The 26,065-nt window shown below is 66.0% G+C and carries 28 protein-coding genes and 2 riboswitches; of the genes, 17 read left to right on the top strand and 11 right to left on the bottom strand.

The window, feature by feature from the left end:
• The first annotated feature begins 1 nt into the window (after position 1).
• From ACUJB0_RS04495 to ACUJB0_RS04465, 7 genes are all read left to right on the top strand, one after another.
• A complete protein-coding gene (locus ACUJB0_RS04495; protein ID WP_444844187.1) occupies positions 2–427 on the top strand; it encodes a type IV pilin protein in 426 nt (141 codons plus the stop codon).
• The gene (locus ACUJB0_RS04490) at positions 415–1,056 is read left to right on the top strand and encodes a prepilin-type N-terminal cleavage/methylation domain-containing protein (protein WP_444844186.1); all 642 of its coding nucleotides are present in this window, start codon (positions 415–417) and stop codon (positions 1,054–1,056) included. The genes ACUJB0_RS04495 and ACUJB0_RS04490 overlap by 13 nt, the downstream gene beginning before the upstream one ends.
• A gap of 8 nt (positions 1,057–1,064) precedes the next feature.
• The gene (locus ACUJB0_RS04485; RefSeq protein ID WP_444844185.1) at positions 1,065–1,481 is read left to right on the top strand and encodes a type IV pilus modification PilV family protein; all 417 of its coding nucleotides are present in this window, start codon (positions 1,065–1,067) and stop codon (positions 1,479–1,481) included.
• 3 nt (positions 1,482–1,484) lie between these two features.
• A complete protein-coding gene (locus ACUJB0_RS04480; RefSeq protein WP_444844184.1) occupies positions 1,485–2,672 on the top strand; it encodes a PilW family protein in 1,188 nt (395 codons plus the stop codon).
• Positions 2,672–3,247, top strand: coding sequence for a pilus assembly PilX family protein (locus ACUJB0_RS04475; protein WP_444844183.1), 576 nt, complete (start codon positions 2,672–2,674; stop codon positions 3,245–3,247). The genes ACUJB0_RS04480 and ACUJB0_RS04475 overlap by 1 nt, the downstream gene beginning before the upstream one ends.
• 29 nt (positions 3,248–3,276) lie before the next feature.
• Positions 3,277–7,944 carry a PilC/PilY family type IV pilus protein gene (locus ACUJB0_RS04470; RefSeq protein WP_444844182.1) on the top strand — a complete coding sequence of 1,556 codons (4,668 nt, stop codon included), beginning with the start codon at positions 3,277–3,279 and terminating at the stop codon, positions 7,942–7,944.
• A gap of 81 nt (positions 7,945–8,025) precedes the next feature.
• Complete coding sequence (locus ACUJB0_RS04465) at positions 8,026–9,693, top strand: peptide chain release factor 3 (protein WP_444844181.1); 1,668 nt, start codon at positions 8,026–8,028, stop codon at positions 9,691–9,693.
• A 13-nt stretch (positions 9,694–9,706) separates the two neighbouring features.
• On the opposite strand, the gene ACUJB0_RS04460 is transcribed toward ACUJB0_RS04465, so the two are convergent.
• From ACUJB0_RS04460 to xth, 3 genes are read right to left on the bottom strand one after another with little or no spacing between them, the layout of a single operon-like run.
• Complete coding sequence (locus ACUJB0_RS04460) at positions 9,707–10,741, bottom strand: ADP-dependent NAD(P)H-hydrate dehydratase (RefSeq protein WP_444844180.1); 1,035 nt, start codon at positions 10,739–10,741, stop codon at positions 9,707–9,709.
• Positions 10,738–11,505, bottom strand: a complete 768-nt coding sequence (locus tag ACUJB0_RS04455) for a histidine phosphatase family protein (protein ID WP_161086568.1) — start codon at positions 11,503–11,505, stop codon at positions 10,738–10,740. The genes ACUJB0_RS04460 and ACUJB0_RS04455 overlap by 4 nt, the downstream gene beginning before the upstream one ends.
• A complete protein-coding gene (gene xth / locus ACUJB0_RS04450) occupies positions 11,502–12,287 on the bottom strand; it encodes an exodeoxyribonuclease III (protein ID WP_444844179.1) in 786 nt (261 codons plus the stop codon). The genes ACUJB0_RS04455 and xth overlap by 4 nt, the downstream gene beginning before the upstream one ends.
• Before the next feature lie 127 nt (positions 12,288–12,414).
• Here xth and ACUJB0_RS04445 point away from each other — a divergent pair, with 127 nt between their 5' ends.
• From ACUJB0_RS04445 to ACUJB0_RS04435, 3 genes are read left to right on the top strand one after another with little or no spacing between them, the layout of a single operon-like run.
• The gene (locus tag ACUJB0_RS04445) at positions 12,415–12,813 is read left to right on the top strand and encodes a GntR family transcriptional regulator (RefSeq protein WP_161086567.1); all 399 of its coding nucleotides are present in this window, start codon (positions 12,415–12,417) and stop codon (positions 12,811–12,813) included.
• Positions 12,810–13,685, top strand: a complete 876-nt coding sequence (locus tag ACUJB0_RS04440) for an ABC transporter ATP-binding protein (RefSeq protein ID WP_444844178.1) — start codon at positions 12,810–12,812, stop codon at positions 13,683–13,685. Before ACUJB0_RS04445 ends, ACUJB0_RS04440 begins: the two co-directional genes overlap by 4 nt.
• A complete protein-coding gene (locus tag ACUJB0_RS04435; RefSeq protein WP_444844177.1) occupies positions 13,682–15,109 on the top strand; it encodes a hypothetical protein in 1,428 nt (475 codons plus the stop codon). Before ACUJB0_RS04440 ends, ACUJB0_RS04435 begins: the two co-directional genes overlap by 4 nt.
• A 3-nt stretch (positions 15,110–15,112) precedes the next feature.
• Here the strand turns inward: ACUJB0_RS04435 and ACUJB0_RS04430 are convergent, their stop codons facing one another.
• Together ACUJB0_RS04430 and ACUJB0_RS04425 are read right to left on the bottom strand one after the other, a co-directional pair.
• Complete coding sequence (locus tag ACUJB0_RS04430) at positions 15,113–15,523, bottom strand: cupin domain-containing protein (RefSeq protein WP_444844176.1); 411 nt, start codon at positions 15,521–15,523, stop codon at positions 15,113–15,115.
• A gap of 53 nt (positions 15,524–15,576) precedes the next feature.
• On the bottom strand, positions 15,577–15,906 hold the full coding sequence (locus tag ACUJB0_RS04425; protein ID WP_444844175.1) for a hypothetical protein: 330 nt from the start codon (positions 15,904–15,906) through the stop codon (positions 15,577–15,579).
• A gap of 88 nt (positions 15,907–15,994) precedes the next feature.
• Between ACUJB0_RS04425 and ACUJB0_RS04420 the strand changes: the two genes are divergently transcribed.
• Together ACUJB0_RS04420 and ACUJB0_RS04415 are read left to right on the top strand one after the other, a co-directional pair.
• A complete protein-coding gene (locus tag ACUJB0_RS04420; RefSeq protein ID WP_444844174.1) occupies positions 15,995–16,432 on the top strand; it encodes a cache domain-containing protein in 438 nt (145 codons plus the stop codon).
• Positions 16,433–16,441: 9 nt separating this feature from the next.
• Positions 16,442–18,073 (top strand): methyl-accepting chemotaxis protein, encoded by a 1,632-nt coding sequence (locus ACUJB0_RS04415; RefSeq protein ID WP_444844173.1) that lies wholly within the window; start codon positions 16,442–16,444, stop codon positions 18,071–18,073.
• A gap of 5 nt (positions 18,074–18,078) precedes the next feature.
• Here ACUJB0_RS04415 and ACUJB0_RS04410 read toward each other — a convergent pair whose 3' ends face one another.
• The 3 genes from ACUJB0_RS04410 to ACUJB0_RS04400 all read right to left on the bottom strand — a co-directional run bounded on the left by ACUJB0_RS04410 (position 18,079) and on the right by ACUJB0_RS04400 (position 19,135).
• Complete coding sequence (locus ACUJB0_RS04410) at positions 18,079–18,468, bottom strand: hypothetical protein (RefSeq protein WP_444844172.1); 390 nt, start codon at positions 18,466–18,468, stop codon at positions 18,079–18,081.
• Between the two features lie 68 nt (positions 18,469–18,536).
• Positions 18,537–18,794, bottom strand: coding sequence for a hypothetical protein (locus ACUJB0_RS04405; RefSeq protein WP_147330529.1), 258 nt, complete (start codon positions 18,792–18,794; stop codon positions 18,537–18,539).
• Between the two features lie 8 nt (positions 18,795–18,802).
• Positions 18,803–19,135: an ArsR/SmtB family transcription factor gene (locus tag ACUJB0_RS04400; RefSeq protein WP_444844171.1), complete on the bottom strand. Its 333-nt coding sequence runs from the start codon at positions 19,133–19,135 to the stop codon at positions 18,803–18,805.
• A 104-nt stretch (positions 19,136–19,239) separates the two neighbouring features.
• On the opposite strand from ACUJB0_RS04400, the gene ACUJB0_RS04395 reads away from it, so the two are divergent.
• From ACUJB0_RS04395 to ACUJB0_RS04380, 4 genes are read left to right on the top strand one after another with little or no spacing between them, the layout of a single operon-like run.
• Positions 19,240–19,542: a YhfG family protein gene (locus ACUJB0_RS04395; protein WP_444844170.1), complete on the top strand. Its 303-nt coding sequence runs from the start codon at positions 19,240–19,242 to the stop codon at positions 19,540–19,542.
• On the top strand, positions 19,532–19,720 hold the full coding sequence (locus tag ACUJB0_RS04390) for a hypothetical protein (protein ID WP_444844169.1): 189 nt from the start codon (positions 19,532–19,534) through the stop codon (positions 19,718–19,720). The genes ACUJB0_RS04395 and ACUJB0_RS04390 overlap by 11 nt, the downstream gene beginning before the upstream one ends.
• Complete coding sequence (locus ACUJB0_RS04385; RefSeq protein ID WP_444844227.1) at positions 19,654–19,998, top strand: Fic/DOC family protein; 345 nt, start codon at positions 19,654–19,656, stop codon at positions 19,996–19,998. Before ACUJB0_RS04390 ends, ACUJB0_RS04385 begins: the two co-directional genes overlap by 67 nt.
• A gap of 27 nt (positions 19,999–20,025) precedes the next feature.
• On the top strand, positions 20,026–20,403 hold the full coding sequence (locus ACUJB0_RS04380) for a hypothetical protein (protein ID WP_444844168.1): 378 nt from the start codon (positions 20,026–20,028) through the stop codon (positions 20,401–20,403).
• 84 nt (positions 20,404–20,487) lie between these two features.
• Here ACUJB0_RS04380 and gcvP read toward each other — a convergent pair whose 3' ends face one another.
• The 3 genes from gcvP to gcvT form a co-directional block, all read right to left on the bottom strand.
• The gene (gene gcvP, locus ACUJB0_RS04375; RefSeq protein WP_444844167.1) at positions 20,488–23,382 is read right to left on the bottom strand and encodes an aminomethyl-transferring glycine dehydrogenase; all 2,895 of its coding nucleotides are present in this window, start codon (positions 23,380–23,382) and stop codon (positions 20,488–20,490) included.
• Positions 23,383–23,483: 101 nt separating this feature from the next.
• Positions 23,484–23,864 (bottom strand): glycine cleavage system protein GcvH, encoded by a 381-nt coding sequence (gcvH, locus tag ACUJB0_RS04370; RefSeq protein ID WP_117011360.1) that lies wholly within the window; start codon positions 23,862–23,864, stop codon positions 23,484–23,486.
• A gap of 35 nt (positions 23,865–23,899) precedes the next feature.
• On the bottom strand, positions 23,900–25,021 hold the full coding sequence (gcvT, locus tag ACUJB0_RS04365; RefSeq protein ID WP_444844166.1) for a glycine cleavage system aminomethyltransferase GcvT: 1,122 nt from the start codon (positions 25,019–25,021) through the stop codon (positions 23,900–23,902).
• Positions 25,022–25,100: 79 nt separating this feature from the next.
• Positions 25,101–25,218, bottom strand: a riboswitch (glycine riboswitch).
• A 29-nt stretch (positions 25,219–25,247) separates the two neighbouring features.
• A riboswitch (glycine riboswitch) is annotated at positions 25,248–25,334 on the bottom strand.
• Between the two features lie 131 nt (positions 25,335–25,465).
• Here gcvT and ACUJB0_RS04360 point away from each other — a divergent pair.
• On the top strand, positions 25,466–26,026 hold the full coding sequence (locus tag ACUJB0_RS04360) for an ATP-dependent Clp protease proteolytic subunit (protein ID WP_444844165.1): 561 nt from the start codon (positions 25,466–25,468) through the stop codon (positions 26,024–26,026).
• The last annotated feature ends 39 nt before the right edge of the window (positions 26,027–26,065 follow it).

Below are 26,065 nucleotides of genomic sequence, written 5' to 3'. Positions count from 1 at the left end.
CATGAAGCGTGTCCAACAGGGCTTTACCTTGATCGAGATTATGGTGTCGGTGGCCATCGTCGGCATCCTGATGGCGGTGGCGATCCCGGCCTACAGCGATTACGTGACCCGCGGCCGCCTCAGCGAAGCGTTCACCGCGCTCGGCGGCGCCCAGCCGGCGGCCGAACAGTTCTGGTCCAACAACCGCACCTATGTCGGCTTTGACGCCGTCAGCACCTTCCCGCCCGCCACCGCCAACTTCAGCTACGCGCTCAGCGCGGCCACCGCCTCGAGCTACACGCTGACGGCCACCGGCATCGGCAAGATGACCGGCTTCGTCTACACCATCGACCAGAACGGCACCCACGCCACCACCGGCAGCCCGACCGGCTGGGGCGTGAGCACCTCGTGCTGGGTGGACCACAAGGGTGGCGCATGTTCCAACTGACGCCGCCAGCCCGGCGCCGCCAGCGTGGCCTCACGCTGCTGGAGCTGCTGCTGACGCTGACCATCTTCGCGTTCATGCTGGCGATCGGCATCCCGAACGCCAGCAACTGGCTGCTGAGCAACCGCGCGCGCAGCGCCAGCGAGTTCTACGCCGACGGCTTCAGCCTGGCGCGCCGCCAGGCTGTCATGCACAACAGCTTCAGCCGCATCTCTCTGTCGCCCAACGTCAACAGCGGGCAGATGGACTGGCAGGTCGACATCTGCTTCGTCTCGCCGGCCACCCAGTGCGGCGCGACCGAAACCGGCTGGTCGACGGTCAACACCCCGGCCGACAACGATCCCGAGGGCGCGGCCGGCTACAGGTCGGTGTACCGCGCGGCCGACTCGCTGCCGAACTCGGAAGTCCTGCTGCCGAGCACCCAGCCGGAGGGCAGCTCGCAGGTCTACTACACCCCGATCGGCTGGGTCGACACCCGCTTCGCCCAGCGCCTGACCAGCCTGCGCCTGGATCCGGCCGCCAAATACGCCAACGAAGTGCCGGCGGTGGCGCTGGTGGTCACGCTGGCCGGCATGGCCAGCAAGTGCGATCCGCGCGTCCCCGCCAGCGACACCAGGGCCTGTCCGCCATGAAACCGACCATGCATCCCCGTCCTTCCCGCCGCCAGGGCGGCATCGCGCTGCTGGAGGCGATGCTGGCCATCGTCATCCTCGGCATCGGCCTGCTCGGCACCATAGGCCTGCAGGCGCGCGCCTACTCGGCGCTGTCGGACGCCAGCCTGCGCGCCGAGGCCACGCTGGCCGGCGAAAAACTGCTGGGGGTGATGAACGCCGACAGTAACAACGTGCTGAACTACGGCGTCGTCGAGGGCGGCGCCGTCACGCCCGCCACCAAGCCGTGGGTGGACGAGACCCAGGCCGCGATCCCGGGCGCCATCATCGCCGTCACCGTCACGCCGCAGCAGCTGCGGGTCCAGGTCGACATTTCCATCAAGTGGAAGCGCAAGGCCGGCGGCGTCACCAACCAGCATCTGGTCACTTCCTATATTGCGATCTGAGCCATGAACCTTTCCCTGTCACGCCGCCGCGGCGGCTTCTCGCTGGTGGAACTGATGGTCAGCGTGGTGATCGGCCTGCTGGCGCTGCTGTTCGCCACCCGCCTGGTGGTCAGCGGCGAGCAGAACAAGGATGCCGCCGTCGGCGGGTCGGACAGCATGCAGAACGGCATGCTGGCGCTGTTCTCGCTCAGCAGCGACGCCACCGAGGCGGGCTGGGGGCTGAACGATCCGATGCTGGCCGGCTGCGACACCGTGTTCTCCGACGCCAACGGCTACGCGCTGCCGGTCATGCAGCGCGGCGGCGCCAACATCACGCCGCTGGCGGCGGCGGTGATCCAGTCCAACGGCCAGGACCCGGACGTGATCTCCTTCAACAGCGGCACCTCGCAGGCGGGCGCCGGCTCGGTCAAGCTGTTCGCCGACTACACGGTCGGCAACACGCTCACCATCGACAACCGCAACCCCTACGCCTTCAACGACGGCGATGTGATGGTGGTGGCGCCGTTGACGCCCGGCAGCGGTCAATGCACCTTGTTCCAGCTGTCCGGATTCGGCGCCGGGACCAACAGCACCATCCTGGTCAACACCGGCGGGCGCTACCGCTTCAATCCGATCGCCGGCCTGCCCTTGCCCTACAAGCAGAACCTGGCCTACATCTACAACCTCGGCGCGCCGGCACAACTGCACTTCCACACCTGGGCGGTGGCCAACGGCGTGCTGCTGTTGCGCGCCGCCGAGCTGGCCGGCGCCGAGCAGGCCGGCGTGTCGGTGACCGACAACGTGGTCAGCATCAAGGCCCAGTACGGCTTCGACTCGCGCCCGCCCGGCCCCAAAGCCTACGACCCCAACCCCGGTGCCGACGGCATGCAGGTCACCAAGTGGAGCGCCACCATGGTGGACGCCGACAGCGACGGCGTGGTCGGCAGTCCCGGCGACTACCAGCGCATCGCGGCGGTGCGGATCGCCGTGGTCGCGCGCAGCAAGAACACCGAGAAGCCGAACTCGGCGGGGCAGTGCGGCGCCACGACGGTGCTGCCGACCGTGTTCGCCACCAGCGTGCCGCAAGGCGTGGCGGCGGTGCCGGTACAGGTCAACGTGGCGGTGGCCAACGACCCGGTGGCGTGGCAGTGCTACCGCTACCGCGTGTTCGAGACCATCGTGCAGATCCGTAATTCCCAATGGAGGCCGTGATGCGCCTGCCTTCCCGACAACGCGGCATCGCGCTGCCCATCATGCTGATCATGCTGACGGTGATGCTGGTCAGCAGCATCTACCTGCTCAAGTCCAGCACCTCGACCACGCTGACCACGGCCAACCTGGCCTATGACGCGGCGCTGAGCAAGTCGGCCGACCTCGGCATCCACACGGCGTTCGCCTACCTGCGCTCGATACCGGCCTCGTCTCAGCTGGAAAACAACCAGCCGGCCAACGGCTACGTCGCCACGCTGACGCCGACCTGGACCGTCAGCACCCCGGCCTTCTGGAACGGCTCGGTCACCTTGCCGGCCGACGCGGCCGGCAACCGGGTCGAGTACGTGATCCACCGCCTGTGCGACTTCGCCGGCCCCTACAACCCGCCCAACCGCTGCCTGCTGACCTCGGCGCGGCCGAATTCCAAGTCGCCCACGCCCTACGGCAAGAGCAACCGCGCGGACAGCCCCAACTACCAGGACCAGCCGCAGCTGCACTACGTGGTCACGGCGCGCATCGTCGGCGCGCGCGGCGGCAATGTGATCACGCAGGCGGTCGTCATGAAAGGGCCGTGAGGCCGCAGTCTTTTTGAATGGAAGCCATCATGAACAAGTTCTCTTCGACGCTGGCCGGACTGCTGCTTGGCGCAGCGCTGTGCGCCCCGCAGGCGGCCATGGCCGCGGCCACCCAGATCGCCCAGGTGCCGCTGCTCAACATCACCGGCACCGGCACCGTCAAGCCCAACCTGATGCTGCTGTTCGATAACTCCGGCTCGATGGACCAGACCTACACGCCGGACTACGTCAACGACAACCTGTGCCGCAGCGCCGCCACGCTGCAGGCCGGCATCACCGCGTGCGCGGTCGGCCATCCGCCGTTCATGAGCCCGGACTTCAACAAGCAGTACTACAACCCCAAGATCCGCTACCTGGTGCCGATCAAGTCCGACGGCAGCTACTATCCCGAGCAGAACGCCGCCAACACCAGCAACTGGACCTCGGTCAGCGGCGACGGCTTCGGCGCCCACAAGGCCGACCTGTTCGGCAACACGGTGAGCTCCAACATCAACCTGGTGACCGGCTTTCCCGACCTGAAGTGGTGCAACGGCAGCGGCGTGTGCCAGTTCAACACCGCCAGCTACACCTACCCGGACGCCAACTACCAGACCGCCACCGCCATCACCACCGGCCCGTACTACTACACCATCGGCGTCGGCCAGTACTGCACCGACGACACCATGAAGACCTGCGTCTCGACCGCGGTCGGCGCGGCGGCGCCGGCCGGCTATCCGGTGCCGGTCAAGGTGCGCTGGTGCAGCGACAAGCTGCTGACCCAGTGCCAGGGCAAGCGGGTGGGGGCCTTCATCTACCCCGGCTATTCGATGCCGGCCGGCGCCACCGCGTCCTACGGCACCATCGCCATCGGCGCCTCGGCCACCGCCAGCGCGCTCAGCATCAGCAGCGTGGTGGTCAACGGCAGCATCACCATCACCAACGCGGCGGTCAACGCCGCCACCGGCACCAACAGCCTGATCAAGCAGCAGACGCTGGCCAGCGCGCTGGCCGCCAACATCATCGCCACCTCGGTCGGCCGGGGCGCCGCCTCCACCAGCCTGTACTACGCCTGCGTCAAGACGCCGACCGGCCAGGCCACCGTGCCCGCCTGCAGCGTGTTCGGCATCACCCTCAGTTCCGACAACGTGGTGGCGGTGCTGCCGGTCAGCTGCACCGGCAGCGTCACCGTCAACAACTGCGTGACCGTCTCGGACAGCTCGCGCGCCGGCTGGGGCATCGCGGTCACGTCGCCAACCGTCGTGGTGACGGCCTATGCGCCGGCCCGCGCGGTGGTCACCTTCGCCGGCACCGCCACCTCGTCGTCGCAGACCGCCATCCTCAGAAGCCTCGGCTATGCCGGCACCATGCTGGTGGGCGGCACCTCCACCAGCTCGCCCACCTACCTGACCCTGGGCAAGAGCTGGACGCCGTCGCAGATCGCCTCGGCGCTGGTCACCAAGATCGGCACCGCCGGCACCATCAAGGCCTACCTGGGCAACAACAGCAACTGCCCGGCCGGCTACACCGCCGCCAGCGTCTGCCTGCTGAACTGGGGCGCCACCGACAACACCGGCACCATCAGCGCCTTCACGATGGACAACCAGGGCTCGATCAGCTGGGCCAGCACCGCTTCCAACGGCTATGTGGCGGCCGTCAACGACACCATCCCGACCAGCACCACGGCGCTGTCGGCCGGCTCCAGCGCGCCCAACCCCTTCGCGCGGGTGAACATCGTCAGCGGCCAGACCTATCCGAAGGGCACCGACCGCACCGACTGCGCCGGCACCACCTGCACCTACGCCGAGGAGATGAACAACTTCGCCAACTGGTATGTGTACTACAAGAGCCGGCTGCAAATGATGAAGAGCTCGATCGGCATCGCGTTCTCGGCCATCACCGCCAACTACAAGGTCGGCTACGTCAAGCTGTCGAACGCCGGCGCCGGCGCCGCCATCGACCTCAAGCCGGCCGACTTCACCGGCGGCGCCCGCGCCAGCTGGTACACCACGCTGTACAACACCACCACCTCGGGCTCGACGCCGATCCGCACCGCGATGGACAACGTCGGCCGCATGTTCTCCAACCTCACGCCGTACAACTACGCGGCCGGGCAGGAAGTGGTGCAGTACCCGTGCCAGCAAAACTTCATGATACTGACCACCGACGGTTACTGGAACGGCAGCTCCACCGCCAACGTGGTCAACAACGACAACGTCGAGAACCCGGACCGCTTCTGTACCCAGGCGCGCGGCTGCGTCGACACCCGGGCGCAGTCGCAGCCGTCGATCTCGGACGTGGCGCTGCACTGGTACAACGGCGGCTCCAGCACCACCACGGTGTCGCTGCGGCCGTCGCTGGAGCCGGACATGAGCCATCCCGGTTCGGTGCCGGCGGCCGGCGGCGAGAACACCCACCTGCACATGAACACCTACACGCTGGGCCTGGGCGTGGACGGCGTGATGACCTATGAGCCGAACTACGACACCGCGCCCAAGACCGGCGGCGACTTCTACAACCTGATCACCGCCGCCGCCAGCGGCTGCCCGTGGAACGCCAACGGCGCCTATGTCTGGCCCAACCCGGACGTCACCAACACGGCCAGCACCGTGCAGGAGCGGGTCGACGACCTGTGGCACGCGGCCATCAACGGCCACGGCAAGTACTTCAGCGCCCAGGATCCGAAAGACGTGGTGGGCGGGCTGAGCGAGGCGCTGTCGAACATGCAGGTGCACGTGGGCGCGGCCGCCGCGGCCGCCACCTCGACCCCGAACATCACGCTGACCGACAACGACATCTTCTCCGACACCTTCACCACCGTGAAGTGGTACGGCGAGCTGTCCGACAAGAAGATCGACAGCACCGACGGCAGCGTCGGCAACAGCGCCACCTGGACCACCAGCGACACCCTGGGCAAGAAGGTCGGCAACAGCAGCGACACCCGCACCATCTACATGTTCGACACGGCCGGGGGCAATGCCGGCACGCCGAGCGAATTCCGCTACGCCAACATGACGGGGGCGGCGCCCGGCTGGTTCGCCAACAAGTGCGCGTCGCTGTCGCAATGCGTGCTGCTGTCGGCGGCCGACAAGGCCATCGTCAACGACGGCAACAACATGGTCAACTACCTGCGCGGCCAGCAGCAGTACGCCGACGACAGCCTGTTCCGCGCCTACACGCTGACGCTCAACACGCCGGCCGGCGCCTCCGGCCCGATCCCGATCGTGTTGGGCGACATCGCCTCGTCCAAGCCGGCGTTCGTGCGCGACCCGCGCAACGACTACCCGGACCCGGACTACGCCACCTTCAAGGACACCTACGGCAACCCGAACAGCGCCCAGCACCGCAGCGGCACCGTGTTCACCGCCGCCAACGACGGCATGCTGCACGCCTTCGACTCGGCCACCGGCGGCGAGCTGTGGGCCTACGTACCGCGCATCACGATGAAGAAGCTGTACGCGCTGGCCGGCACCACCTACGGCACCAACCACCAGTTCACCACCGACGGCTCGCCGGAGGTGGCCGACATCAAGGCCGCGGTGGGCTGGCGCACCGTGCTGGTGGCCGGCCTGAACGGCGGCGGCCGCGGCTACTACGCGCTGGACATCACCGACACCGCCCATCCCAAGCAGTTGTGGGAATTCTGCGCCGACTCCGCCGTCTGCGCGCTCAGCGACGGCGACCTCGGCCTGACCTTCGGCAACCCGCAGTTCGGCACCCTGGCCAACGGCCGCTGGGTGGTGTTCCTGACCTCGGGCTACAACAACGTGCCCGGCACCGACGGCGTCGGCACCGGCACCGGCAAGGGCTTCCTGTACGTGCTGGACGCCTACACCGGCGAGCTGCTCAACAAGATCGGCAACAACTCGGGCGACACCACCACGCCGTCCGGCCTGGCCAAGATCTCGGCCGTCAGCAACGATCCCGGCGCCGACCCGCGCATCCAGTACATCTACGGCGGCGACAACCAGGGCCAGATGTGGCGCTTCGACCTGAGCGCGGCCTCGGGCGCGATCACGGTCAACCTGATGGGCAACGCCGGCACCTCCAAGCCGATCACCACGCGGCCGGACGTGACCACCTGCGCGGTGCAGGTCACCTCGGTGATCGCCGGCGTGCCGACCACCACCACGGGCGGCGTGCGGGTGGTGCTGTTCGGCACCGGCCGCCTGCTGGACGTGCCGGACACCACCGATACCTCGATCCAGAGCCTGTACCTGCTCAAGGACAGCGGCAGCCTGATCGGCGACATCCGTGGCGCGACCATGGTCAAGCAGACGCTGAGCCTGCTCGGCTCCAGCAGCAACGTCAACACCTACCAGATCACCGCCAACGCGGTCGACCTGACGCAGAAGGACGGCTGGTACTTCGACTGGTCGGTCAACGCCGGCGAGCGCATGAACCTGGATCCGCAGATCGTCAGCGGCGTGGCCAACGTGGTGACCAACCTGCCGACCTCGTCGTCGTCGTGCTCGGTGGGCGGCTCCAGCAACCTGTACCAGGTCAACGTCTGCAACGGCCAGGCGATCGGCAGCCATCCGGTCGGCGCGACGCTGTCGAACACCTCGGCGGCGGTCGGCTTCATCATCATCCGCCTGCCGAACGGCCAGCTGAAGATGATCACCACGCTGGCCGACGGCACCAACAAGACCTCGCCGCTGTCGGAGCAGACCTCGCCCGACGCCCACCGCACGGGCTGGCGCAGGGTGAAAGGGGAGTGAGCGGGGGCAAACAGTTCACACGGCGGGGCCAACTATCGGTAAAATCGAGGGTTTTGCAGCCCCGCCTCAGATCGCGAACAAATGGTCAACGATATCGAAAACGCAATACCCGAGAATAACGACGACGCCCCGGTCACGGCCAGCGCCCGCACGCCAGCGCTGATTGCGCGCGAAGTCCAGCGCCGCCGCACCTTCGGCATCATTTCCCACCCCGACGCCGGTAAGACCACGCTGACGGAAAAACTGCTGCTGTTCTCGGGCGCGATCCAGATGGCCGGCACGGTCAAGGCGCGCAAGAGCGGCCGCCACGCCACCTCCGACTGGATGGAAATCGAGAAGCAGCGCGGCATTTCGGTGGCCTCGTCGGTGATGCAGTTCGAGTTCCGCGACCACGTGGTCAACCTGCTCGACACCCCCGGCCACCAGGACTTCTCGGAAGACACCTACCGCGTGCTGACGGCGGTCGACTCGGCGCTGATGGTGATCGACGCCGCCAAGGGTGTGGAAGCGCAGACCATCAAGCTGCTCGACGTCTGCCGCATGCGCAACACGCCGATCGTCACCTTCATGAACAAGATGGACCGCGAGACCCGCGATCCGCTGGAACTGCTCGACGAGCTGGAATCGGTGCTGAAGATCCAGTGCGCGCCGGTGACCTGGCCTATCGGCATGGGCAAGAACTTCCGCGGCGTGTACCACCTGCTCAACGACACCATCATGCTGTTCAAGGCCGGCGAGGAAAAGGCCGACGGCGCCTTCGAGATCATCAAGGGCATCGACAATCCGCGCCTGATGGAGATGTTCCCGCTGGAGATGGACCAGCTGAAGATGGAAGTGGAGCTGGTGCACGGCGCCTCGCATCCGTTCGACCTGGAGCAGTTCCTGGCCGGCGTGCAGACGCCGGTGTTCTTCGGCTCCGCGATCAACAACTTCGGCGTGCGCGAGATCCTGTCGGCGCTGGTGGACTGGGCCCCGGCCCCGCGCGAGCGCGACGCCACCGTGCGTTCGGTCGATCCGAAGGAAGAGCCGTTCACCGGCTTCGTGTTCAAGATCCAGGCCAATATGGACCCAGCCCACCGCGACCGCATCGCCTTCCTGCGCGTGTGCTCCGGCCGTTTCGAGCGCGGCATGAAGGTCAAGCACCTGCGCCTGGGGCGCGAGATCAAGGTGTCGTCGGTGGTGACGTTCATGGCGTCCTCGCGCGAGCAGGTGGAAGAGGCGTACGCCGGCGACATCATCGGCCTGCCCAACCACGGCAACATGCAGATCGGCGATTCCTTCTCCGAAGGCGAGATGCTGACCTTCACCGGCATCCCGTACTTCGCGCCGGACTTCTTCCGCTCGGTGCGCATCCGCAATCCGCTGAAGATCAAGCAGCTGCACAAAGGCTTGCAGCAGCTGGGCGAGGAGGGCGCGGTGCAGGTCTTCAAGCCGGTGCAGGGCGGTGAGCTGGTGCTGGGCGCGGTCGGTGTGCTGCAGTTCGAGGTGGTCGCCAGCCGTTTGATGAACGAGTACGGCGTCGACGCCGTGTTCGAAGGCACCAGCATCAGCAGCGCGCGCTGGGTCTCCAGCGACGACAAGAAAGCGTTGTCGGACTTCGAGGATGCGCTGGGCCACAACGTCGCCTACGACGCCGCCGGCAACCTGGCCTACCTGGCCACGTCCAGCGTCAACCTGCGCCTGACGCAGGAACGCTGGCCGAAGCTGCAGTTCCACGCCACCCGCGAGCACTCGGCCAAACTGGTCTGAGCATTGAGCATCGCTAATGCGTGGACAGGGCGCGCAGCAGGGCCGGCACTTCGGCACTGATCTCGCGCGCCAGATAGCCCAGCGGGCCGTGGCGCAGCGACAGCTGCTCCCCGGCCATCGCGTGCAAGGCCACGCCCCACGACGCCGCCTGCTCCAGCGCGGCGCCGCGCGCCGCCAGGCCCGCGATCAATCCCGCCAACGCATCGCCCGATCCCGAGATCGCCAAGCCCGTATTGCCGCCCTTGTGGCGCCATAACGCTCCCTGTGGCGTGGCGATGGCGGTGGTCGCGCCTTTCAGCGCCACCCAGGCGTGCCAGCGCTGCGCCGCCTGGCGCGCGGCCGCTTCCGGTTGGCTGGCGATGTCCTGCTTGTCCGCTCCGGTCAGGCTGGCCAGTTCGCCGGCGTGCGGCGTCAATAGCACCGGGCTGTCGAAGCGGTGGCCGTCGGTCGCCGCGATCCGCATGCCGGCCGCGTCGAGTATCAGCGGCGCATGCGCGCAATGCGGCAGCAGCGCGCCCACCAGCGCCGCGCTGGCCGCATCGTCCTGCATGCCGGGGCCGATCAGCACCGCGCTGGCGCACTGGCAGGCTTCCCGCAGAGCCGCGCCATCACCGCTTTCGTGCAGCAAGCCTCCGCCTTCGTGCAGCAAGCCGCCGCGGTCTTCCAGCAGGCCGGTGTCATCGTCCAGCAGGCCGGCGCGATCATCGAGCAAGCCGCCGCCAGCGCCCACCAGACCGTCGCCATCGATCCGCAGGCCGCCGTCCGGCGTCTCCTGGAGGCCGATCACGCGCGCCTCGGGCAACGCCACGCCCAGCGCCACCGCCGCGCTGGCCGCCGTCGCGATGGTCAGCTTGCCGGCGCCCGCGCGCAGCGCCGCGGTGGCGGCCAGCAGCACCGCACCCGGCATCTCGCGCGAGCCGGCGACGATCAGCAGGTGGCCGCGCACTTCCTTGTCGGCGTCGCCGTCGGGCATGGGTAGCGGCCAGTCGCGCAGCATGCCGGCGTTGATGTCGGTGGCTTCCGCGCTGGTATCCGGCGGGCCGTTCATGATTTCGGCGCGGCCGGCATGTCCGGCTGATGGGTGACCGGCGTGCCCGTTTGCTCCAACGGCGCGACGAAGTTGGCCTGCACCAGCGCCAGCTTGCCGTGCTTGCCCGCCTGCGGATCGAAGCGATACTCGGTGATGCCGCAATTGGGCACGTCGCCGGCGCGGTCGATCGCCAGGATCGCATCCTCGTCCATCCGCTCCAGCAGGTAGCGGAAGCAGTTGACGATGACTTGGTGCGCGACGATCAGCACCCGCTCGCCGCGGTATTCGCGGGTCAGGGTGTCGAGTGTGCTGCGCAGGCGCAGGATGACATCGCACCAGCTTTCGCCGCCCGGCGGGCGGAAATAGAACTTGCCCACGTGCTGGCGCTGCTCGGCCAGTTCGGGATATTTGTCGCGGATGCCCAGCGGCGTCAGGCGGTCCAGGATGCCGAACTCCTTTTCGCGCAGGCGCTCGTCGGCCACCACGGCGAGCAGTTCGCGGCGATCGAGCGCGTCCAGCACCGCCTGCGCGGTGGCGCGCGCGCGGGCGTAGGGCGAGAACAGCACGACGCTGGGGCGGGACTCGGCCGGCAGCGCGCCGAACCAGTCGCTCATCGCGCGCGCCTGGCGCTGGCCCAGCGGCGACAGCGGCACATCGACATCGCGCCCGGCGATATCGATCAGCAGTTGCGAGGCGGCTTCGGCGGCGTCGCGCGCCACGTTGCCGGCGCTCTGGCCGTGCCGCGCCAGCCACAGTTGCTGCGGCCATTTCTGTTCCGTCATGGCCGTCCCTCCAGGTCCAGTTCTATCCACACCGGCGCATGGTCGCTGGGCTTTTCGCGGCCGCGCACATCGCGGTCCACCTCGGCCGCCTTCAGCGCCGGCGCCAGGCTTGGGCTGAGCAGCAGGTGGTCGATCCGCAGGCCGGCGTTGCGGCCGTAGGCGTTGCGGAAGTAATCCCAAAAGGTATAAATCGTTTCGTCCGGATGCATGGTGCGCAGGGCGTCGCACCAGCCCTGCGCCAGCAGCCGGTGGAAGGCGGCGCGCACCTCGGGCCGGAACAGCGCGTCGTCCACCCAACGCTCCGGCTTGTAGACATCTAGCTCGGTCGGCATGACGTTGAAATCGCCCGCCAGCACGGTGTCTGCGCCGCTGTCGATCAGCTCCGCCGCGTGGACGATCAGCCGCTCGAACCATTTCAGCTTGTAGTCGAACTTGGGGCCGGGCGCCGGATTGCCATTCGGTAGGTACAGGCCGGCCACCAGCACGCCATTGACCACCGCCTCGATGTAGCGGCTTTGCGCGTCGTCCGGGTCGCCGGGCAGGCCGCGTCCCGTTTCGATCGGCAGCTGCCCGCGCGCCAGGATGGCGACGCCGTTCCAGCTCTTTTGCCCGTGCCAGATCGCCTGGTAGCCCGCATCGTTGATGGCCGCCTCGGGGAATTTTTCCTGCGGCGCCTTCAACTCCTGCAGGCAAACGACGTCCGGCCGGGTCTCGTCCAGCCACTGTAGCAGGGCGGGGAGGCGGCTCGTGATGCCGTTGACGTTGAAAGTGGCGATACGCATGCCTCCAGTATGCGCAGCCGCGCCGGCGCCTACCGTGCGACTGCGCACATAACCCATCGCGATTTTGTTTGACAAGCTGCGTTTTCAGGATTAATGTATTAGTCAACTAATACACCGATACGAAAAAATGACCTCCCATACAGCCTCCCTGTTCTCGATCGCGACCGGTTCGTCGGAGCCGATCTACCGGCAGCTGATCGAGCAGACCCGCCGCCTGCTGGCCGCCCGCGTGCTGGCGCCGGGCGACGTGCTGCCGTCCGTGCGCGACGTCGCGCTGGCGCTGGCCGTCAATCCGATGACCGTCTCCAAGGCCTACAACATGATGGAGACCGAAGGCCTGCTCACGCGTAGCCGCGGCATCGGCATGCTGGTGGCCGAGCGCAAGGCCCACGCGCACAACATCCGTGAACGCGAGGCCCTGCTGCGGCCCACGCTGGAGCGGGCCGCCGAAGAGGCGCGCCAGCTGGAACTCGATCCCGATGCCGTACTTGCCCTGTTCAATAAAATCCTCAAGGAAGAACCATGAAACCATCCGTCGTCAATGTCGCCAACCTGCATAAATCGTTCGGCGGCCAACAGGTGCTGCAGGGCGTGAACTGGGACATCGCGCCTGGCCAGGTGGTCGGCCTGCTGGGCCGCAACGGCGCCGGAAAATCGACGCTGCTCGAATGCCTGCTTGGCCTGCGCGAAGCCGATGCCGGTGGCTGCACGCTGTTCGGCCACCCGTCCACGCAGCTGGGCGACGAGGTGCGCGCCTGGATCGGCTACGTGCCGCAGAAGTCGGACCTGTTCGAGTGGCTCACGCCGGTGCAGATGCTGGACTACTTCAAGGCCCTGTACCCGCGCTGGAACGCCGGCAAGGTGGACAGCCTGCTGGAGCGCTGGGGCTTCGCCGGCGACGCGCGTGGCAAGCAGATAGGCCGCCTGTCCGGCGGCGAGAAGCAGCGCCTGTCGATCATCCGCGCGCTGGCGCACGACCCCAAATTGCTGGTGCTGGACGAACCGGTCGCCAGTCTCGATCCGGTCGGTCGCCGCGACTTCCTGCACGAGCTGGTGGACGGCGTGATCGAGCGCGATACCACGGTGATCTTCTCGACCCACATCCTGTCGGACCTGGAGCGGGTGGCGCTGGACGTGGCCTTCCTCCAGGGCGGCAAGATCACGCTGCAGGCGCCGCTGGACGAGCTGCTGGAAAGCGCGCACCGCATCACCGGCTCGGCGGCGGCGCTGGCGCGCCTGAACCTGCGCGACGAAATCCGCCGCCAGCAGGACCGCAGCGGCGGTGTCAGCATCGTGGCGCGCTTGAACGGGCAGGAGGCTGCCGACCTGCGCGCCGGCCCGGACCTGCGGGTGGAAAACCTCAGCCTGGAAGACCTGTTCGTCGAGGTGACCAAATGAACGCGGCCTACTCGCAATTGCTGCTGCAAGTGGTGCGCGACCGCTGCGCCAGCCGCACGCTGCTGCGTATCAGCGGCCTGGTTCTGCTGGTGGGCGTGGCCGGGCTGGTGTTCGGGAATTACATCGAGCGCCCGCAACTGGGCCGGGGCATATTGGTCGGCACGTTGTCGTTCATCGTCCTGTCCTGGGGCGGCTCCTTGTTGAAGAGCGCCGTGCAGCAGAACCAGCCGGCCAACGCCTGCCTGGTGCCGGGGCTGCGCCACCGGCTGATCGTGCTGACCTTGATGTTGTACGGGACGATGACTGTGCTGATCGCGGCGATGACCGGCGCGGTGTTCGGGCACTTCGGCTATGCGCTGGTCGGCGCTGGTCTTTTCTACAGCTTCATCCTCTACGCGCAGCGCTACCCGGTGCTGGCGATCCTGCCGTCGATGCTGATCGTCCTGTCGGTGTCGTTGCTCAAGGAACCCTTGCACGCCGCGTGGGACGCGATAGGCTGGATGGGGGAGCCGGCATTGACCGGCATCGGCCTGATTGCAGTGTCGGTGCTGGGCGGCTTCGGCATGCGGGCGGCGTTCCCGCGCGGGGGCGACAGCCACTGGAGCTGGCATGCGCGCCGTGCGGCGACACTGCGCAGGGCACAGGGTGCCGCGCCCAAGCCCGGCGACGCCGCCAACTGGAGCCGCTGGACCATGCCCCTGCGGATCGGCTACCGCGCCAGCTTGCGGCGCGACAGCCGTGGCGGCGCCGCGCCGGGCCGCATGCTGTCGCACACCTTCGGCCCGGCCGCGCATGAAGGCGGCTACCACGGCGGCGCGCTGCTGATTTTGCTGGCGGTGCTGGTGCTGCGCGGATTCGGCGATGGCGAATTGCTGCGGCAGATGGTGCGTACCTCGCTGCTGCAGGCCAGCGTGCTGGCGGGCGTGGCGATCTACGCGGCCGAGTTGCAGAAAAGTGTAGTGCGCCACGGCGCCGAGCAGGCTTTGTACTTGTTGACGCCGGGCGCTCCGGCGGCTGCGCAGATCAATCGCCTGCTGGGCGCGGCGCTGTTGAAACGGTTCCTGCGCGTGTGGATGGTGACGGTGGCGTGTGCAGCCACCATCGACATGGTGATGCTTGGCGCGCCGCGCTTGTCCGCCTCGACCTGTGTGTTGTCGGCGCTGATGCTGCCGCTTGCCTGCACGCTGCTGCGCGATTACGCGAAGATGCCGGCGTCGACCAACCAGACCGCCATGCTGATCGCGTCCTTCATTACCATCTTCGCTTATCTGGTCATGTTCGGCATCGAGCGCAGGTGGCCGGCGTTCCCTTTGTTCTGGGTCTGCGCGGCGATGGTGACGGCGTCCCTGCTGGCGCTGGGCCTGCGGTGGCGGCGGTTTACGGCGTTGCCCGCCGTGCTGCCGGCAGGGCGCCTGTTGGAGTGAGCGTTATTTGCCCGGCGTGGCCAGTGGCTTGCCCTTGTCGACCACGTACACGCCGACCAGCTTGAGCGGCACCTTGCCGACATTGAGCGCGTCGTGGACGACGCCCGCCGGGATCACAAAGGCATCGCCGGCCTTGACGCGGCGCGGGTCCTCGCCATCGATGCGCAACTCGCCTTCGCCCTCCAGCACGTAGCTGATCTCGTCGCCCGGATGCGAATGCCGGCCGGCGATGCCGCCCACATCCACCTCGACCCTGGCGACCACCGCCTCGCGGCCCGGCACCGAAACGTCGGCCTTGGTGACTACTGTGCGGTGGATGGCGGAAGCCTGGGCGTGCACAGCGCCGGCCGACAAGGCAAGCAGCAGGGCGCCGATGGCGGGCAGGAGATGACGGGCAGGCATGGCGAGTGGCATGGCGCATCCTTTCGGGTGAGGGGAATCGCCCGATTGTACGCCGCCGTGCGCCGTTAGCGGTGTCGCCCCAGCCACAGCGCGTCGGCCACCGAAGCTATCCAGCAGACGATGCAGACCAGCGCCGCGCCGTTGGTGAGCGGGTTGTCGATGCCCGAGTTATGCACACGCTCCAGCACCAGCAGCGGATCGGGCGGCAGCCTGCCGCTGTTGACTTCATCCATCAGCGTGCCGGCCAGGGTCAGCGTGGCGCGCAGCAGGTAGCCGCCCGCCAGCAGCGTCGGGACGAGGAACAGCAGCCCGCGCGCGCCGCGCCGCAGCACCAGGTGGCCGAGGCCGGGAAATACCAACGCCGAAATCAGCGCCGCCTTGATCGATGCTTTCATGTTGCTCCTGAGGAGGACTTTGACCAAACGCAAAATTGCGCCGCAGCAAGCGGCTTAGAGTACGACATCTTACATGCGGGAGAGAATCATGCGCGCTATATTCGGTATCGTCCTGTTGCTGTGCTCCGTGTGTGTGCACGCCGCCCCCAACGAGAAGGATGCGATCGCCTTGGCCGAGAAGGGCGCGCAGTTCGTGCGCGCGCACGGGAAGGCCGAGATGATCGCCCGCATCAACCGCAAGGACCCGGAATTCAACCAGGGCCCCTTGTACCTGGCCATGCGCGACCTGAACGGCATCACCGTCGCCCACCCGACCAACGCGCTGATCGGCAAGAACCTGCTGGACGTGCCGGACGCCGACGGCAAGCCCTTCCGCCAGGAGATGCTGGCGCTGGCCAAGGGCAAGGGCTCGGGCTGGGTCGACTACAAGTTCCGCAATCCGCAGACCGGCAAGGTGGAGGCCAAGAGCACCTACGTGCTGCGGGTCGAGGACGTGACGCTGGAAGCCGGCATCTACAAACACTGAGCCGTGGACATGCTCAGCAAACTGCGGATAGGGCCCAAGCTGCTGCTGGCGCCGGGCGTGGTGCTGATCCTGCTGATCGTGCTGTCGGTCGGCGCCTTCGCCGGGCTGGTGCGGCAGAACCATCGGCTGGAGGACATGGTGCAGCAGCGCGCCGTGCGGCTCAAGGCGGCGGCCGACCTGGTGGCCGGCGCCAACCGCGCGCACACCGAGATCTACCAGCTGCTCACCTGGATCAACGCCAGCTTCTCGCCGGCGCGCATCGACGCGCTGGTGCGCGACATCCACGCCCGCCACGCCGCGCTGGACCGTCAGTACGCGCAGCTGGAGATGGCGACCCAGGCCAATCCGGCCGAACGCCGCTTCGTCGTCCAGTCGCAGGCGGCGCACGCGTTGTACGTCAAGGCCATCGGCGATGTGGTCGAATTGAGCATGGCCGACCAGTCGATGGCGGCCAACGCCATGTCGACCGCCGAGCGGGCGTTCGACGTGGTGGCGCGCCGGCTCGACGAGTTGTCGCGGCTGGAGGCGACGCTCAGCACGCGCGCCTACAATGACGCCGAGGGCGAGTTCAGGACCTTGTCGATCTTGATGCCGGTGCTGGTGGTGCTGTCGATCACGCTGTCGCTGCTGGTGACGATGGCCGTGCGGCGGGCCATGCTGAAGGACGTGAGCGAAATCGGCGCGGCCGCGATCGACCTGGCCGAGGGCAACCTGACGGTGAAGAACCGCGTCTACGGCAAGGACGAAATCGCCGAGACCTCGCGCGCGCTCGACACCAGCATCCGCAACCTGAACACCACCTTGAAGACCATCCTGGCGTCGGCGCAGTCGATCGACACGGCCTCGCGCGAGATCGCCAAGGGCAATGTCGACCTGACGCAGCGCACCGAGGCCCAAGCCTCCACGCTGGAAGAGGCCAGCAGCTCGATGAAGGAGCTTAGCGACACCGTCACGCAGACCGCCAATAACGCGCAACTGGCCAATCACCTGGCGCGCTGCGCCACCAACTTCGCGGTGCGCGGCGGCAGCGTGGTGCAGCGGCTGGTGGTGACGATGGCGGCGATCCGTGGCAGCTCGCGCAAGGTGGTGGAGATCGTCAGCGTCATCGACGGCATCGCCTTCCAGACCAATCTGCTGGCCTTGAACGCGGCGGTGGAGGCGGCGCGCGCGGGCGCGCATGGCGAGGGCTTCGCGGTGGTGGCGGGCGAGGTGCGCACGCTGGCGGAACGCTCGGCCACGGCGGCGCACGAGATCAAGCAGCTGATCGCCGAGTCGGTGGCCGAGATCGAGGGCGGTAGCCGCTCGGTGGAGGAAGCCGGCACCAGCATGGCGGAGATTGTCGCGTCGGTGCAGCAGGTGGGGGATATCATCGACCAGGTCAGCGCCGCCAGCGCGGTGCAGGCGCAGGGGCTGCAGGGCATGCACCAGGCCATCGTCGAGATGGATCAGGTGACGCAGCAGAAGCTGGCGCTGGTCGAACAAGCCGCCAGCGCGGCATCGGGCTTGCAGCGGCAGGCGGTCAATTTATCGGAGGCGGTGGCGATGTTCAAACTGGACGAGGGGATGGAGCCGCCGCCATCCAGGCTCCCCGCCGGCTCGCCGCGCGTGGTCCGCCTGCGCCTGGCGTCGGTGCGCAACTGAGTGGGTCAGGCGCCCTGGCGGCCGGCCGGAGCGGCGCGGGACCAGCGGTCACCTGACTGTTGCAGGTACTTCTTGAAGACGTAACCCCAGGGCATGGCGATCGGGATGATCACCACCACCACGCACTGCGCGAAGATTTCCATGGTATCGGCGTCCAACGTGCCCGAACGCCACGCCGGCAGGACAACCACCAGCGTCCAGATGATTTTCCACGTCAGCTCCCACAGCAGCACGGGCAGCATCTGCAGCGGATAGCGCACACCCACCGCGCACAACAGGCCGAACGCCGCCAGCATGCAATTGACCACGCCACCCATCAGGCTCCACGGCTTGTCGTGATGGAGCACGCCGGGCCACACCACCAGGCCCAGTCCCACAGCGATAATCAGATACACGGCTCTCAGCATATACAGACGCACTAACGATACTTCGTTCATTTGGTGGCTCCTGGTGGTGATTGGGATTACTCGACTTCCTTCAAAATCTTCTCGATCGCCGACACGCGCGCCTTCAGGTCCGCCAGCGAGGCGTCCATGGACGTGAGCGCGGCGGCGGCCTCGGTATGCGCGGCGACGGCCTTTTCGGCGATCGCGCGATACGCTTCCTCATGGGAGAAGCGCAGCTTGGCCTGCTGGATGGCGGAGAAATGCCGCATCGCCGCGATCACCACGATGGCCAGCAGCGGCAGGCCTATCGTCAAAAGGTATACATGCTCAGCCATAATTGCCTCTATTGTTCAGGGTTGGTGGACAAGGACTTGACCGCCTCGGCGATCAAGGCCGGTGTCAGTTCGAAGTCGAAATCGCTCACATCAAAATAGTTCAGCGCCTTGCCATCCTGCGACAGCTCCATTTGGCTGGTGACCAGGCCGGCATCCTCCAGCTTCTGCAGATGAAGGTGCAGCAAGGGCCGGCTGATGCCCAGCTCGCGCGCCAGCTGGCTCACATAATTGCGGCCACCCGACTGCAGCATCGCGATGATGCGCAGGCGGTGCGGGTTGGACAGCGCCGCAAGCATGCTCAGCAGCTGATCTCCGCCAGGAGTAGGCGTTTTCGATTTCATGTGTAAAGAATATCTGACATATGAAACCGCGTCAAGCACATATGCAGAAGAATCGGGCCGCCAATGACGTACAATTACCTCATGGCTGAAGCAGGAGAAAATAAATGAGCGCCAAGATGGGTAAGTTGAAGAAGTTGCGTGGCCAGCAGCAGACGGCCGCAAGCGGTTCTGAATCTCAGCGGCATACTGAAAAGGCTTTGGCATTTCAACAGGAAATTGACAGGGCGGCGGCGTTTCGCTCGGACATAGACGCAGCGACAAAACTTACGGACGAAATGAAGCGGCAAGTCTTCATCAAGTTGCGAGAGGAAAATTATTTGGCAAGCCTGCGCCTTGAGGGATTCGACGTGCGCTCGGACGCAGCCCCGCTAACGCTCGAAGCGCTACGGAGCAAATATGCCCGATAAATACGGCGAGGGCCAGGATTGGTATTGCTATCCCGGTTCCGACGTACTGATCAACTTACTTGGCATTATCGATAGCGCATCGCTGAATCAAGCTGAGGTGGAGTTCACCAGATTAGCACTCGTTTCGCCACTTGTGATCGCATTGAGCCAGAAGCTCAAAAGCTTTTTGAACAGTTAAGGAATGAACGCTACTTGAAAGGTCTGGTCCGGAAGAACTTTATCGCCAGGATGGCGCACTATTTTTGCGAACTCAATGTCATTCACCCTTTTCGTGAAGGCAATGGTAGGGCGCAGAGGCTCTTGTTCGAAAGTATCGCAATTAACGCTGGGTTTGAAATTCGATGGCAGCCGATCGATCCATCATTATGGATTCCTGCCAATGTTGAGGCGTTCTGGGGACGGCTTGATAACCTCAAGGATTTGTTCGACGCGGCCGTGACTGAAATTATCCTGTAGTGCGGGATCAACCATAAAGAACAGGCCATGACGGCGCTACTCTATTTTTCCGCATTGCTTGCAGTCGTTGTCGGCCTGGCGCACTCCATACTGGGGGAGCGCTACATCCTGATCCGCCTTTTCCGGCGCGATAACCTGCCGCAGCTGCTGGGCGGTACCGCGTTCACCACCGGCACGCTGCGCTTCGTCTGGCATGAGGTGACGGTGGCGCTGTTTGGCTTCGCCGCGCTGCTGCTTCAACTGGCCGAGGGGCGGCTGAGCGCCGCCTCCACGGCGCAGGCCATGGGCTGGACCCTGATCGCCGCTGGCGTGCTGCCACTGGTGTTCACGCGCGGCAGGCATCCGTCCTGGATCGTCTTGCTCACCATCGGCGTCATCGCGCTGGCGCGCGCCGCGCAGGTATAAAACGCAGGCATAAAAAAACGCAGGCCGGGCCGGGTGGCTCGCCTGCGTTGTGCGGTTGGCGCGGCGAACCGCGCTTCCTCTCAATTACTCGTAGTCGCTCATCGGCGCGCAGCCGCAGAACAGGTTGCGGTCGCCGTAGACGTTGTCGGCGCGGCCGACCGGCGGCCAGTACTTCTGCTTGCGCAGCGACGGCACAGGATAGGCTGCCACTTCGCGGCTGTACTTGCGTTCCCACTTGTCGGCGGTCAGCACCTCGGCCGTGTGCGGCGCGAACTTCAACGGGTTGTCCAGCTTATCGAACTCGCCGCTTTCGACCTTGGCGATCTCGCCGCGGATGGCGATCATCGCGTCGATGAAGCGGTCCATCTCGGCCTTCGATTCGCTCTCGGTCGGTTCGATCATCAGCGTGCCCGGTACCGGGAAGCTCATGGTCGGCGCGTGGAAGCCGAAGTCCATCAGGCGCTTGGCCACGTCTTCGTTGCTGATGCCGGTGGCATCCTGCAGCGGACGCAGGTCGATGATGCACTCGTGTGCCACCAGGCCGTCGTGGCCCGAGTACAGCACTGGGAAGTGCGGCGACAGACGGCGCGCGATGTAGTTGGCGTTCAGGATCGCGGTCTCGGTGGCGGCGGTCAGGCCTTCCGCGCCCATCATCGCGATGTACATCCACGAAATTGGCAGGATGCTGGCCGAACCGAACGGCGCGGCGCTGACCGAACCGATGCCGGCGTTGTCGCGGATGTAGCCGTTCGAACGCTGGTTAGGCAGGAACTTGGCCAGGTGCGCGCCCACGCCGATAGGACCGACGCCTGGGCCGCCACCACCGTGAGGAATGCAGAAGGTCTTGTGCAGGTTCAGGTGCGAGACGTCGCCGCCGAACGAGCCCGGAGCCGCCACGCCGACCAGCGCGTTCATGTTGGCGCCGTCGATGTAGACCTGGCCGCCGTGGCCATGAACGATCTCGCACAGTTCCTGGATGCCTTCCTCGAACACGCCGTGGGTCGATGGGTAGGTCACCATCACGCAGGCCAGGTTTTTCGAGTGCAGTTCAGCCTTGGCCTTCAAATCGGCCAGGTCGACGTTGCCGCTGGCGTCGCAGGCGGTAACGACTACCTGCATGCCGACCATGTTGGCCGATGCCGGGTTGGTGCCGTGCGCCGACGATGGAATCAGGCAGATGTTGCGATGGCCTTCGCCACGCGACTGGTGGTAAGCCTGGATCACCAGCAGGCCGGCGTATTCGCCCTGCGAGCCGGCGTTAGGCTGCAGCGACACGGCGGCGTAGCCGGTCAGCGCGCACAGCATCTCTTCCAGCTGCGAGATCATTTCGCGATAGCCGACCGTCTGCGCGTCCGGCGCGAACGGGTGGATGTTCGAGAACTCGGGCCAGGTGACCGGGATCATCTCGGACGTCGCGTTCAGCTTCATGGTGCACGAACCCAGCGGGATCATGGTGCGATCCAGCGCCAGGTCCTTGTCCGCCAGGCTGCGGAGGTAGCGCAGCATTTCGGTTTCGGAGTGGTAGCGGTTGAAGACCGGGTGGGTCAGGTAGTCGCTGGTGCGCGACAGCGATGCCGGGAAGGCTTGTGCAACGGCGGCTTCCACGGTGTCGAAGTCCGGGCCATGGGCCGGGCCGCCGACAGGATGTGCGAACACGGTCCACAGCAGCGCGATGTCTTCGCGGCTGGTGGTTTCGTCCAGCGACACGCCGACATGGGTGGCGTCGATCACGCGCAGGTTCACGCCGTGCGAGTGGGCCGACGCGTGCAGCTGCTCGGCGCTCTTGACGGCGACGGTCAGCGTATCGAAGAAGGTGTCGTTGGTGACGGTGTAACCCAGCGTCTTCAGGTTAGCGGCCAGCACGCCGGTGTAGCGGTGCACGCGCTGGGCGATCTGCTGCAGGCCTTTCGGGCCGTGGTAGACGGCGTACATCGACGCCATCACCGCCAGCAGCACCTGCGCGGTGCAGATGTTCGAGGTGGCTTTTTCCCGGCGGATGTGCTGCTCGCGGGTTTGCAGCGCCAGGCGGTAGGCCTTGTTGCCCTGGGCGTCGATGGTGACGCCGACCAGGCGGCCCGACATGCTGCGCTTGAATTCATCGCGGGTCGACAGGTAGCCCGCGTGCGGACCGCCGAAGCCCAGCGGCACGCCGAAGCGCTGGCTGTTACCGACCACCACGTCCGCGCCCCATTCGCCTGGAGGCGTGAGCATGGTCAGCGCCAGCAGATCGGCGGCGACAACCACCATCGCGCCTTTGGCCTTGACGGTTTCCACGTCGGCCTTGTAGTCGCGCACCGTGCCGTTCACGCCAGGGTACTGCAGCAGCACGCCGAAGCAATCGCCCACCGCCGACAGTTCGGCCGGGTGGAAGGTCTTCACTTCGATGCCCAGCGGCTTGGCGCGGGTCTCGACCACTTCGCGGGTTTGCGGCAGCACGTCTTCGGCGACGTAGAACACGTTCGACTTCGACTTGCCCACGCGCTGGATCAGCGTCATCGCTTCAGCGGCGGCCGTGCCTTCGTCCAGCATCGACGCGTTGGCGATGCCCATGCCGGTCAGGTCGGTGATGGTCTGCTGGAAGTTCAGGATCGCTTCCAGGCGGCCTTGCGAGATCTCCGGCTGGTACGGGGTGTAGGCGGTGTACCAGGCCGGGTTTTCGAAGATGTTACGCAGTACCACGCCAGGCGTGACGGTGTTGTAGTAGCCCTGGCCGATCAGCGACTTGAGCACCTTGTTCTTGGAGGCGATCTTCTTCAGCTTGGACAGCGCTTCCTGTTCCGGCATCGGCTGCGCGTATGCGCCCAGCGGCAGTGCGCCTTTGTTGCGGATGTTGGCGGGAACCAGGGCGTCGATCAGGGCTGCGCGCGAGGCGTAGCCGAGTACCGACAACATGGCTTCCTGTTCTGCGGCGTCAGGGCCGATGTGGCGGGCGATGAAGGCGTCGCGGGCTTCGAGTTGGGTCAGGCTGGTGCGGGTCATGATTTGTCAGGGCCAATAAGGATGCGGATTGCCGGCGCGGCGCGCGGGCTAAGATGGGTAAAAACGCGAAGGGCCAGCGTGCTGCTGGCCCTCTGGCGGAATTACGCTTCGGTGGTCTTGCCGTAAGCGGCGGCGTCCAGCAGGCCGTTGATCGCCGCGGCGTCGGCCGGCTTGATCTTGAACAGCCAGGCGGCGTAGGCGTCGCTGTTGATCGACTCTGGCGCGTTGACCACGTCGTCGTTGACGGCGATGACTTCGCCGGCCACTGGCGCGTAGATGTCGCTGGCGGCCTTGACCGATTCCACCACGGCGGCGTCGTCGCCGGCGCCGTAGGTCGCGCCGACTTTCGGCAGTTCGACGAAGACGATATCGCCCAGCGCGTCCTGCGCGAACTCGGTGATGCCGACGGTGACGGTGCCGTCAGCTTCAGCGCGTACCCATTCGTGGGATTCGGTGTACTTCAGGTCTGCAGGGATGTTCATGTAAAGCTCCAGATGGTAGGTGTCAGGGTACTAGTTTAAACAGCGAGGATTTTACCGTTGCGCACGAACGGCAGCTTGACCACCGACGCGGCCAGTTTCTTGTCGCGGATCTCGACGTGCACGGTGTCGCCGACGGCCACGCCGTTCGGCACGCGCGCCAGGGCGATCGCCTGCTGCATGGTCGGGCTGAAGGTGCCGCTGGTGATCTCGCCGGTGGCGTCGGTGCCGGCCACGATCACCTTCTGGTGGGCGCGCAGCACGCCGCCTTTTTCGCGCAGGATCAGGCCGACGAACTGGGCGTTCTGGCCCATGGCCTGCAGCGCCGCCTTGCCGATGAAGTCGCGCTCGGAGACCAGGTCGATGGTCCATGCCAGGCCGGCGTCCAGCGGGTTGACGGTTTCGTCCATGTCCTGGCCGTACAAGTTCATGCCGGCTTCCAGGCGCAGCGTGTCGCGCGCGCCCAGGCCGGCCGGCTTGACGCCCGCAGCGGCCAGCGCGTTCCACAGGTTTTCGGCCTGCTCGGCGGCCACGCCGATTTCAAAGCCGTCCTCGCCGGTGTAGCCGGTGCGGGCGATCATCGCCTCGCCGAAGATTGGGCTTTGCGCGAAGGCGACGTTGAACGGCTTCATGTCGGCCGTGCCTTCTTTCGATTCAGGGATGACTTGCCATACCTTGGCGCGGGCGTTCGGGCCCTGCACGGCGATCAGCGCCATGGCGTTGGCGCCATCGCGGCGCTGGGTGATGGTCAGGCCGCTGTTGGTGGCGGTGTTCTGCTGCTGCATCCAGGCCACGTCTTTTTCAGCGGTGCCGGCGTTGACCACCAGGCGGAACCAGCTTTCGTTGATGAAGTAGACGATCAGGTCGTCGATGACGAAGCCTTGCGGGTTCAGCATGCACGAGTACAGCGCCTTGCCGGACACCTGCAGCTTGTCGACGTTGTTGGCCAGCAGGCCGCGCAGGAAGGCGCGCACGTTGTCGCCCTTGATGTCGACCACGCACATGTGGGCCACGTCGAACATGCCGACGTCGGTGCGCACGGCGTTGTGCTCTTCGATCTGGGAGCCGTAGTTGACCGGCATGTCCCAGCCGCCGAAGTCGACCATCTTGGCGCCGGCGGCGCGGTGGGCATTGTTGAGTGGGGTAGCTTTGAGCGTCATAAGTCCTCGGTCCAAATCGAATAGGGGTTAACAGAACATACAAGGAAACGCCAAAAAACAAGCTGATTCCACAATGATCGCAGACCCCTCTGTCCTTGGTACCTGAGAGATTACGGGAGGAGGGTGACTCCTGATTCCCGTGCGCCCCTTCGGTGGGCCGCCGGCTTGCGCCGCGGCCGCTCTCCAGAGTTGGTCCAGTTGGCGTCCCGTCGATACGGTCGCGCTGGTCCCTTGATCGGTCCTTTTGCCTGAGAGTTTTTGGGTAGTGCCCCTTCGGCGGCAACGCTGGTTTGCCCTCTCCCGATCAAGACTCGGGAATATATGTCAGAAGTATCGTGTTGTCAATCTGAAGCCTGTTTTCCGCGCGCACGAATGAAATGCCATAATGAAGCCTGAAAAACAACTATTTGCTAGAATAGATCACACTTATTCAAGAGCCCAGCCATGAGCCAAGATTCCACTACTTACGAGGGCCACGCGTGGTTCACCCTGTCCGGCGACGTCAATAGCGACATGGTGCGCCGTGTCTTCGATGCCGTTGCCGACATGACGGAAGACCGCATCACCACCGCCCACATCCTGATCCAGTCCAACGGCGGCTACGTCAGCGACGGCATCTGCCTGTACAACTACCTGAGCAAGCTGCCGATCAAGATCGTCACCTACAACGCCGGCGCGGTCGCGTCGATCGCGGTGATCCTGTTCCTGGCCGGCTCCGAGCGCTACGCCAGCGAGACGGCGCGCTTCATGGTGCACAAGTCGCACGCCAGCGCGCCGCACGGCGCCCGGCCGGACGCGCTGCGCATCATCGTCGAAGGCCTGCAGGCCGACGACGCGCGCACCGAGCAGATCCTGCGCGACCATGTGCAGCTGACGGACGAGCACTGGCGCACGCACGAGTATTCGGACCTGCACCTGACGGCGACCGAGAGCTTGAAAGTGGGAATGATCAATGCGGTGAAGGATTTCGTGCCGCCGCGCGGACAGCGGGTGGCGAACATCTGATGGGGTATGCGGCGCCTTCGTGACGCCGCATCGACCGCG

Origin of the sequence: Duganella caerulea, assembly GCF_040362985.1 — a bacterium.
GTDB lineage: Bacteria > Pseudomonadota > Gammaproteobacteria > Burkholderiales > Burkholderiaceae_D > Rugamonas > Rugamonas vulcania.
The sequence above is the reverse complement of the archived record's forward strand: the minus strand, read 5'-3'. Positions and strand labels throughout refer to the sequence as shown.